Genomic DNA, 1539 nt, shown 5'->3' with positions numbered 1-1539 from the left:
TCGTTGGGAACAGCGGACCGACGGCAAGTACCCAAAATGCCAGGTGGCTGGGGATGGCACTCAAAGCCGGAGAGGATGGTATGTCCACACCTGATTACGAGTATGCGAGCAGATCGGTCGAAACACCCTACGGACGTCTGCACGTCCGAGACATCGGAGGCACTGGCTTACCCGTAGTCGCCATGCATGGTTTTCCGGACGATTCACGGATCTATGACCGCATCATCCCTCTCGTAACTCCACGGCGCGTGGTGGCGCTGGACTTCTCCGGCTTCGGAAAGTCTGACCGGGGCCAGGAGGCCACCCTCCGGCCCGGACAGCGCGAAGCCGAACTCAGTGCGGTACTCACTGAGCTGGGAATCGATCGCTGCGTTCTGGTCGGCCACGACGCTTCGGGTGCCGTCGCGGTCAATTTCACCCTGGACCACGCCGAGTCGGTGGACAGACTCGTCCTCCTCAACTGCTACTACGGGGACGCCCCTTCCTTGCAGTTCCCGGAGTTGATCCGCCTGCTGGGAGATCCCAACTTCAAACCGCTCGCCGACGCCCTCATGGACGACCCGAAGATGCGGGAATGGATCCTGGCGCATACCCAGGTGCGGTTCGGCTATGCAGTCGGGGACCCGGACGGTGTGGTGGCCGCCTCCGTGGTCCCGCAATGGTTCGGCGAAGGCACGCGGTCGGACGCACTGGTAGCGATTCGCGCGTGGACTGCCACTCTCTTCCCTGACCTGGAGGTCCAGAACCGCCGCATCGCGGATGGCGAGCTGGCCACGCTGACCGTGCCGGTCACCGTCGCGTTCGGCGAGGACGATCCCTACCTCAACCCCGAAGTCGCCCGTCACATCGCCCATCAGTTCCCTCATGCCGCGCTGCACCTGATCAAGAACGCTTCCCACTGGCCCCAGTGGGAACAGCCCGAGCAGACAGCCCGACTCATCCTCGGAGACGAGGACTGAACCTGCTTCACAGCACGCCAGGCATCGCCTGTTCGCGAGCAGGCGATGCCTGGCTTGGCCCTTCGTGATTTGGTCATCAGGGGCACTGGGAAAGCGTTATTCATGACGAAGTACTGCTACCGAAGACGCAATCCCACGCAATTTCCATTGATGCCTAATCGGGCAACCGGCCTCCCTTGGAAGAGGTGCCCCCCGCATTTCAGTCGAAGTACCTTCCATCGTCGGCGACGAAGAGGAAGCGGATGTTATGAATGTAGCGGAATAGGCCAGCGGCTCGCGGAGGAAAAGGATATGAACGACAGGACAAGCCTACCTACGGGAATTTGACAGAATGAGATTCTTGTGGCGATGCAGCAGACCGTAACCCCTCTGTCGTAAACCACTGCATTCGTAGTTTCCTGTGGGCGCATCTGTACGCGGAACACGTCGGTGCTCTGAATGACGCGGCCTACGATGAGAACCTCCTCTTTGCTGCCTGCATAGGGCACGACCTTTCCACCGGCCATGGGGACGCTGACTGGCTCGTGCCCTCGCTCTGACAACTCTGTGAACCGACTGAAGGCCGTCATGCCGGAAGGCC

General features: G+C 61.0%; 1 protein-coding gene. It reads left to right on the top strand.

The genetic code is table 11. The features are described 5' to 3' along the window. Positions 1-53: 53 nt before the first annotated feature. Positions 54-959 (top strand): alpha/beta fold hydrolase, encoded by a 906-nt coding sequence (locus ACZ5NH_RS45500; protein ID WP_468784369.1) that lies wholly within the window; start codon positions 54-56, stop codon positions 957-959. Positions 960-1539: the final 580 nt, after the last annotated feature.

Source organism: Streptomyces sp. NPDC031426 (assembly GCF_055581585.1).
Note: the sequence above shows the minus strand (reverse complement) of the source record. Positions and strands in the feature narration are given on the sequence as shown.